Annotated in this window: 3 protein-coding genes; 2 read left to right on the top strand and 1 reads right to left on the bottom strand. The window is 64.7% G+C overall.

Annotated elements, in window-relative coordinates; all coding sequences use genetic code 11:
• A partial coding sequence (locus CN311_RS20325) for a TCP-1/cpn60 chaperonin family protein (RefSeq protein WP_280954043.1) occupies nt 1–325 on the top strand: 325 nt, incomplete at its 5' end.
• 79 nt (nt 326–404) lie between these two features.
• On the opposite strand, the gene CN311_RS20320 is transcribed toward CN311_RS20325, so the two are convergent.
• Entirely contained in the window at nt 405–1,010 is a 606-nt protein-coding gene (locus CN311_RS20320; protein WP_097575511.1) for a TetR/AcrR family transcriptional regulator, read from the bottom strand.
• A gap of 103 nt (nt 1,011–1,113) precedes the next feature.
• Here CN311_RS20320 and CN311_RS20315 point away from each other — a divergent pair, with 103 nt between their 5' ends.
• Nucleotides 1,114–1,560, top strand: a complete 447-nt coding sequence (locus CN311_RS20315) for an OsmC family protein (protein ID WP_097575510.1) — start codon at nt 1,114–1,116, stop codon at nt 1,558–1,560.
• Nucleotides 1,561–1,712 lie beyond the last annotated feature (152 nt).

The raw sequence follows: 1,712 nt of genomic DNA, 5'->3' as shown, positions 1-1,712 counted from the left end.
CGCGCTGCAGGCTCCGGCCCGCCAGATCGCGGCCAACGCCGGTGCGGAAGCCTCGATCGTTGCCGGCAAGATCCTTGAGAACAAGGGCGCGACCTACGGTTACAACGCCCAGACCGGCGAATATGGCGACATGATCGCCATGGGTATCGTCGATCCGGTCAAGGTCGTGCGCACGGCTCTCCAGGATGCGGCCTCGGTTGCAGGCCTCTTGGTCACCACCGAAGCCATGATCGCCGAGGCTCCGAAGAAGGAGTCGGCTGGCGGCGGCATGCCTGGCGGCATGGGCGGCGGCGGCATGGGCGGCATGGGCGGTATGGATTTCTAATCCACGCTTCCATCAGCCTTCGATTACGAAAAGGGCGCCGAGGGGCGCCCTTTTTGCATTGAGGCTGAAGCTGTCAGGCCTATACGGACGCATCCGCGCGGCGCCGCGGTTCTCTTCCGGCAAGCACGGCGGCTTCGATCAGCGCCGCGACCTCGTCGGCCACCGCCAATACCGGGGCTCGGTCGCGGGTGGCGCGCGCGATCACCATCAGCCCTTCCAGCGAAGATTCGACAAGCAGCGCCAGAACGTGCGCGCGGCGCTCCGGCACCCCTGCCCTGACGAAGGCCTCCCGCAGCAGGCCTATCCATTGCTCGAAGGCCGTGCGGCATAGTTCCGCCAGCTCCGGCGTTGGCGAATCCAGCACCACAGGTGCGATCGGACAGCCGAGCGAGAACTGGCTGTCCTCCAGCATGCGCGCCACCGACTGGTAGATATGATGAACGGCCACCGCCGGATCGCGCTCCGCGGCGAGCGCTTCGGTGAGCCCCTCCGTCACCCTGGCTATGCTGTCGCGCGTCACCTCGATGACCAGTTGGTCCTTGCCGCCCGGAAAATGGAAGTAGAGCGAGCCACGGGGTGCTGCGCTGGCGCTCAATATGTCGTTGAGCGAGGTGCCGTGATAGCCCCGCTGCCTCAGCAGCAGTCCAGTCGCCTCGAGCATGCGGGTCCGGGTGTCTTTCGCCATGTCAGCCTCTGTCAGGAGACAGCATTATAGGCCTTGTCAGAAATATGACAACCGGTCTATATAATATGTAGATCAGTCTACATACAACACAGGGAGAGATCCAATGACAGTCCGTGAATCATCGGCCGAATGGCAAGGCACGCTGAAGGAAGGTTCGGGCCGCTTGCGCCTCGGCAGCGGCGTCTTCGAAGGCGCCTATTCGTTTCCGTCGCGTTTCGAGAACGGCCCCGGCACCAACCCGGAAGAGCTGATCGCCGCCGCGCATGCCGGCTGCTTCTCGATGGCGCTCACCACCATCCTCGGCCGCGACGGCCACATCGCCCAGAACATCCGCACCATCGCCAAGGTGCATCTCGGCGCTACCGAGGCGGGGCCGACGATCACGCGCATCGAGCTCGAAACCGAGGCGGCGATCGTGGATCTCGCGGAAGACGAATTCGAGCGCCTGGCGCAGTCCGCCAAGGCGGGCTGCCTGGTCTCGCGCGCGCTTGCCGGCGTGCCCCGGATCACGCTCAAGGCCACGCTCATCGAAGCCGTCAAAGGTCAATGACACCAGGAGAATGACGATGACACAGGAACTTATCATGGACGCGGCCGCGAACGAGCTGTCCCGCCGGACAGCCGAGATCATGCGGCGCTACAACGACGTGTTCCAGCGCCACGACCCGTCGGCGCTCGCCGAGCTGGTGGCTGAGGATTGCG

The sequence above is a fragment of the Mesorhizobium sanjuanii genome (assembly GCF_002529485.1).
Classification (GTDB): domain Bacteria; phylum Pseudomonadota; class Alphaproteobacteria; order Rhizobiales; family Rhizobiaceae; genus Mesorhizobium; species Mesorhizobium sanjuanii.
This window is presented reverse-complemented; position numbering and strand designations above follow the sequence as displayed.